This window comes from Paracoccus sp. NIOT.M2S5SZ12 (assembly GCF_057748165.1).
The window spans coordinates 1-5,699 of sequence record NZ_JBYLFR010000043.1 but is presented as its reverse complement, the minus strand read 5'-3'; the positions used below and the strand labels follow the sequence as shown (position 1 = coordinate 5,699).

Genomic DNA, 5,699 nt, shown 5'->3' with positions numbered 1-5,699 from the left:
CCTTGCGGGCCGATCCGCGGTCTGCACGCCCGGCAACGCCGGTCGGCACGAAAATTCTTGTTTCGCGGGCAGATTCAGGCGATTTACACGTCAGACGACACGCCACATTGGGGAATGTGGCTAAAAAATCTGGTTTGTCGAAGAAAGAGTAAAAATGGCTGAAGTTATATGGCTTTACATCGGAAACGGGGCCGCGATCGCCCCGTCGCCGACCACCAATGTGACGCAGACAGAGTTGAACAACTCGTGGATCAATAACTACACCGCCACCGGCCCGAGTATGATTGCCCCCGTTACGCTTGACGGCCGGGAGCTGCCGATTTCTAACAGTCCTAACAGCGGCGTAGGTTTCCGCCTGCCGTTCAACCCTTATATCTCCAACGGCGTGGCCTATTCGAGCGACTTTGTGTATGAGCGCCCCTTCGGTCAGGGAACAGCCAATAATGTGGGGATCCAGACTGCATTTGGCGCCTCTATTGTCATCACGGACGGAGAGGGTGGCACCCGGACCCAGCCCGGGACGGTGGTGCAAATGACAAATGGCGATGTTTTTTTCCGTCCGCGGGCGGGTTTTCAGGACGAGTGGGAAGAGATCGACTCGCTGCGATCTGTGCAGATCACAAATCCTTCCCCGCTCCCGCGAAACTCTTATCTTGACTCCACCATCAGCTTCAATCCGTCGATCTTAGATATCGAAATTGTGCCCTGTTTCGCGGCCGGGACGCTGATCCTGACCCCGCAGGGCGAGGTGCCGGCGGCGGCGCTGGCGCGTGGCGATCTGGTGATGACCGCCGATGCCAGCGCCCAGCCGATCCGCTGGATTGCAGCGCGCGAACTGGATGCGGCGGCGCTGGCGGCGAACCCGCATCTGCGCCCCGTGCGCATCCGCGCCGGCGCGCTTGGCGCGGGCGTTCCGGCGCGCGATCTGGTGGTCTCGCCGCAGCACCGCGTCCTGCTGCGCTCGGGCATCGCGCGGCGCATGTTCGGCGCCTCGGAGGTGCTGGTGGCCGCGAAACAGCTTCTGGCGCTGGACGGTGTCGAGATTGCCCGCGATCTGGACAGCGTGACCTATGTCCATTTCCTCTTCGACCGCCATCAGATCGTGCAGTCGGAAGGCGCCTGGACCGAATCACTTTACACCGGTCCCGAGGCGCTGCGCGCCATCGGTCCCGACGCCCGCGCCGAGATCGAGACGCTGTTCCCCGAGGCCCTTACCGCCGCCCCCGCGCGTGAGGTGATCGCCGGCCGCATGGCCCGCAAACTGGCCGAGCGGCACGCCCAAAACCACAAGCCCGTCTATTACTGACGTGGGATATTGGCATGGCTTGCCCTGGGCATCGGACCATCTGAGCATGGAGGCGCAGGCCCTTATTGTAGCCGCACCCCACAACCTCCGGCTGCGCCCCCGCCATCTCCGGGAACTTACCATAACACCGGTTACAGGCGGGACGGCGACCCCCGGTTGAGCGCGGGGGGGCGCTCAGCCCCGGCGCCAGGGCCACCAACGGCGGAAGGGAGAGGTCAGGGACGGCGCGGGATCGGCAGAAGGCGCGGTTGGTCGGTCGGCCAGTTTCTCGGCCAAGGCGCGCCAGCGGTCGCGATCCGCCTCGGCCGCGCGCACCAAGGCGGCACGTTCCTCAAGCCGGGCTTCCATTTGAGCAATGGTCAGGCGAGCCTTATTCATATCATCGACAAGGGTGGACCAGTCTGCCCCGGTGCGGCCCAGAGGACTGTCCCGGTCCGCTTTGACCCGATCTGTGGGACTGTCCCGGTCCGGACCAGGGCGGTCCATGGTCCAACGATCTAGGGCACTGCGCTCGATGCGCCACTGATTACGATTATCCCGCCGAGCCTCAAGCTGAGTGGCTTCAATCGCCCGCATGATGGTGGATTTTCCAACATTGGCGATGCGGGCCGCTTCACGCGGAGACAGGGCGGACCGGTCCTGTCCCAGGGTCCGGTCCGGTCCGGTCCGGGTCACTTCCCAGCGCCTTCAATCTGTGGCTTAGCCGTCTTCAGGCGATACTCCCGAAGGAAGGCCACCCGATCGCCTTTAAAGAACAACGCAGGGTTCACCCAAAACTGGTTGGGTAGCTTTGGCTTGAGGAAACCTTTCTGGATCAGTTCTTTCAGACCGTTGTGAAAGGTTCGATCACTCATATCCAAGGCGCGGCCGTTCAGCCCTTCATCGAACCAGATCAAGTTGACTGAGTCAGAGTAGCCGCCTGTCATCTTGGCTCGCTGATACTCGGCCAGGACAGCTTGAAAGACCCGCGCGCCGGTCCGCGTCAGATCGTATGCAGCCCTCACTCCATCAGCGAAGACTTTGACGAAGTGTTCCTCGTCCTTCTCTTCGATGACATGGATGATCGACTGCCCGACGACCTCGCCAGTGTCCGGGTCCATCAGATCCCGAGGGCTGGTGCGCGTCCGCACGGTCTTATGCCGGGTCCTGATTTCCGAACCTGCCACAAAGGGGTTCTCGTTTGGGGAGTATTCCAGCTTTCGAAGGTTGATAGGGTTATCCACAGGGTGTCCTCGAATGCCGTCTTTTAGACGTGTTTTCTTCGCTTGTCCGAAGCCTAAGTGAAGGACTAGCGAAGAAAAATCAATGAAAACCTTCGCCCAATGTCAGAATTTCTTCGCTCGATGTCAGAATTTCTTCGCTCGTGAATCAGCGTAGCTTGGCTGAACCGCTGTTTCCCTTCTCACTCTTTTTAAGGCGGAGGTTCCGGCGCGGCGGCGGTCGCCGTGAGTGGCGCCCGTCACGCAGGCGAACGGCGGGCGTTGCCGGGACGGAACCGACAAGAAGGTTTGTCCGTCAGGACGCATTTTCATGAGGCTGAACACTTGAACGAAGTAACCCAACGGGTCATATGAAAGCATGCAGGCCGTTGCAGAGACCCCCATCTTCACCCGGCAGACGGAGAAGCTGTTCAGCGAGGACGAGAAGTGCGAACTGATCGACTTCCTTGCCGAGGACCCGCTGGCCGGCGACGAAATCCCCGGCACCGGCGGCGTTCGCAAGGTCCGGTTTGCCGCCTCGGGCCGAGGCAAGCGGGGCGGGGCTCGGGTGATCTACTACTACTTGGACGACACCATGCCGCTCTACGCGCTGCTGGCCTATGCCAAGAACGCAAAGGACGACATGAGCCCCGAGGAAAAGCGCGTGGTGGCATCCCTCGCTGCCGCGCTGAAAGCCGCATGGAAGGAGAGGAAATGAGCACCTTTGGCGAAGATCTGATCCAGGCGATGGGCGAAGCCCTGGCCCATGCCGAGGGCAAGGGTCCCGCTATCCTTCATGCCCCCGTCGATCCGCGCGAGATCAGGACGCGGGCGAAGCTCACACAGGCGCAGATGGCCCCGCTGATGGGCATGAGCCTGTCGGGCTACCGGAAGTGGGAACAGGGCCGACGGCGCGTCTCCGGCCCCGCTGCGGCCCTGCTGCGGGTCATCGAGAAAGAGCCTGGCGCGGTGCAGCGGGCACTTGCAGGCTGACAAGCGCCGCCCCTGGATCACTCACTTTCCAGCTTTTGGCGGCTCCAGCCAGATCACGCAGGCGTCGTCGCCGGCCGGGCTGGTCATGAGTTCGCCGCCGGCCCCCTTGCAGAAGATCTTTGGATGCTCCCCGAAAGCGCGGGCGTCTGCCCGCCCCTGGAGCCAGAAATGCCCCAGAGCGCCCAGGAGAGCCCCCAGAGCCACAAGGCCGCCCGCCACGGCGAACACCCCACCCGACCAGAACAGGGCCTGTCGGCTGCCTTGCAGAGCCTCCAGGCGCATCCTGTTGGCTGCGGCCCTGACCTCGTCCTGGAGCCCGGCCACCGCCTTGGTGGCCCCGTCCCGGGCCGCCTGGAGGTTGGCCTGGTAGCTCCGGTCGATGACCCGCTCGGCCGCATCGAGGACTTTCGCACTCTGGTCCTGGGCCTCCTTCACCGACGCCTGCACGGACGCGCGCAGGGCAGCGGCGTCCTTCTTGGTGATGGCGGTAGTGGTGAGGACGGCCACGTCCTGGCGCAGGAGCCGGACCTGGTCGCTCAGGTCGTTGATGACCTGGGCGGGGCTTTTGGCCGTGTCGCTCATGCCTCGGCCGCCTTGGCATCGAGGTCGGCGAGCAACCCGGTCAGTTCCTTCTGGTCCACCTCTCGGGTGGCATTCTTGCGCAGGGTGGCGGCCATCCAGCGGGCGATCTTGGGGTCTTTCAGGGCCTCGGTGGTGACGATGGCGCCAACGATGATCTTGCGGCGGGTCTCGGTGGCCTTGGCGCGGGTCTTGAGGCGGTTCAGCCGCGCCTGAGCTTCCGCGATCTGCTGATCAATGGTGCGCGCCATTCCGCACTCCCTTGTTCTCCTAATGGTTGCCAGACTGACCCCAGAGCAGCTACGCTGCAAGACACGAAGTGCCCACTTATACAAACGCTTTGCGTTTGTGTGGGCGGGGGAGGCTGCGCTTCCCCTCGACCCCTTGGCTTGAGCACGGCGCACCTATGGCGATCTATCACCTGCGGGCCACAATGATTTCCCGCTCGTCCGGGCGCAGCGCCACGGGGGCTGCCGCCTATCGCTCCGGCGAACGCATCCACGACCGGCGCACGGGGCTGGACTTCGACTACCGCGCCCGCAGCGGCGTCGAGCATGTCGAAATACTCGCCCCCGCCCACGCGCCGGAGTGGGTCCACGACCGCTCCGCGCTGTGGAACGGGGTGGAGGCGGCCGAGACCCGCAAGAACAGCCAGCTCGCCCGCGAAATCCGGGTGGCCCTGCCGGCCGAGCTGAGCCACGAACAGCGTGTGGAGCTGGTCCGCGACTTCTGCCAGCGGTCCTTCGTGGACCACGGCATGGTCGCGGACATCGCGCTCCACGCGCCGGGGCTGACCAGCGACGAGCGCAACCACCACGCCCATATCCTGCTGACCACCCGCGAGATCGGTGCCGAGGGGTTCACCGCCAAGAACCGCGACTGGAACGCCGTGGCGGTCCTGGAGGACTGGCGGGAGGCGTGGGCACAGGACGCCAACGCCGCCCTGGAGCGGGCCGGCCATGCGCTGCGGATCGATCACCGGACGCTGGAGGCGCAGCGCGCGGAGGCGCTGGAGCTGGCCGCCGAGGCGCGTGCGCGCGGCGACGAGGTCGAGGAGCTGGCGCAGACGGTGCGCGCCGTGGAGCTGGACCGGGAGCCGTTGCCGCAGCTGTCCCTCGGGGCGTGGCAGCTCAAGGAGCGCGGGATCGAGGTCGCGGCGGTGCGGGTCTGGCACGAGGTCAAGGAACGCGCCCTGGAGGTCGGGCGGGTGGCCCAGGAACTGGCCACTCATGCCCGCGACTGGCTCGGACGGGTGGCCGAGCGCACGCTGGAGGCGCTGGAGCCGGCGCCCGATGCCTGGGGGGATTTCTTCGCGGAAGCCGCGCAGGGCGGGCTGCGCGACGACCTGTCCCGCGATCTGGACCGGGAGCGGCAGGCGGCGGCGCAGCTCGAACGCACCCGCCAGCAGGAGGTGGTGAAGGAGCGCGAGGCCCATGCTCGCCGGGACGACGAGCTGGGCCACGAGTTGTAGCCTGCGGAGCCGGGCAGGCCCGCCCCTCCGATACTTGAGGTCTCCGGGGCAGCCTTGCGGGCCGATCCGCGGTCTGCACGCCCGGCAACGCCGGTCGGCACGAAAATTCTTGTTTCGCGGGCAGATTCAGGCGATTTACACGTCAGACGAC

General features: G+C 65.0%; 8 protein-coding genes. 4 read left to right on the top strand and 4 right to left on the bottom strand.

The window, feature by feature from the left end; all coding sequences use genetic code 11:
* Positions 1–154 precede the first annotated feature (154 nt).
* Positions 155–1,306 (top strand): Hint domain-containing protein, encoded by a 1,152-nt coding sequence (locus AC2SGK_RS17970; protein ID WP_488324762.1) that lies wholly within the window; start codon positions 155–157, stop codon positions 1,304–1,306.
* Between the two features lie 174 nt (positions 1,307–1,480).
* Here AC2SGK_RS17970 and AC2SGK_RS17965 read toward each other — a convergent pair whose 3' ends face one another.
* Together AC2SGK_RS17965 and AC2SGK_RS17960 are read right to left on the bottom strand one after the other, a co-directional pair.
* The gene (locus tag AC2SGK_RS17965; protein WP_293828791.1) at positions 1,481–1,981 is read right to left on the bottom strand and encodes a helix-turn-helix domain-containing protein; all 501 of its coding nucleotides are present in this window, start codon (positions 1,979–1,981) and stop codon (positions 1,481–1,483) included.
* Positions 1,978–2,529, bottom strand: coding sequence for a helix-turn-helix domain-containing protein (locus AC2SGK_RS17960; RefSeq protein ID WP_140849345.1), 552 nt, complete (start codon positions 2,527–2,529; stop codon positions 1,978–1,980). Before AC2SGK_RS17960 ends, AC2SGK_RS17965 begins: the two co-directional genes overlap by 4 nt.
* A gap of 355 nt (positions 2,530–2,884) precedes the next feature.
* On the opposite strand from AC2SGK_RS17960, the gene AC2SGK_RS17955 reads away from it, so the two are divergent.
* Positions 2,885–3,223, top strand: coding sequence for a type II toxin-antitoxin system RelE/ParE family toxin (locus AC2SGK_RS17955; protein ID WP_293828788.1), 339 nt, complete (start codon positions 2,885–2,887; stop codon positions 3,221–3,223).
* Positions 3,220–3,498: a helix-turn-helix domain-containing protein gene (locus AC2SGK_RS17950; RefSeq protein ID WP_488324761.1), complete on the top strand. Its 279-nt coding sequence runs from the start codon at positions 3,220–3,222 to the stop codon at positions 3,496–3,498. The genes AC2SGK_RS17955 and AC2SGK_RS17950 overlap by 4 nt, the downstream gene beginning before the upstream one ends.
* Before the next feature lie 21 nt (positions 3,499–3,519).
* On the opposite strand, the gene AC2SGK_RS17945 is transcribed toward AC2SGK_RS17950, so the two are convergent.
* Complete coding sequence (locus tag AC2SGK_RS17945) at positions 3,520–4,080, bottom strand: hypothetical protein (protein WP_488324760.1); 561 nt, start codon at positions 4,078–4,080, stop codon at positions 3,520–3,522.
* A complete protein-coding gene (locus AC2SGK_RS17940; protein WP_095641436.1) occupies positions 4,077–4,328 on the bottom strand; it encodes a hypothetical protein in 252 nt (83 codons plus the stop codon). The genes AC2SGK_RS17945 and AC2SGK_RS17940 overlap by 4 nt, the downstream gene beginning before the upstream one ends.
* 155 nt (positions 4,329–4,483) lie before the next feature.
* Between AC2SGK_RS17940 and mobQ the strand changes: the two genes are divergently transcribed.
* Positions 4,484–5,548 (top strand): MobQ family relaxase, encoded by a 1,065-nt coding sequence (gene mobQ, locus AC2SGK_RS17935; RefSeq protein ID WP_488324759.1) that lies wholly within the window; start codon positions 4,484–4,486, stop codon positions 5,546–5,548.
* Positions 5,549–5,699 lie beyond the last annotated feature (151 nt).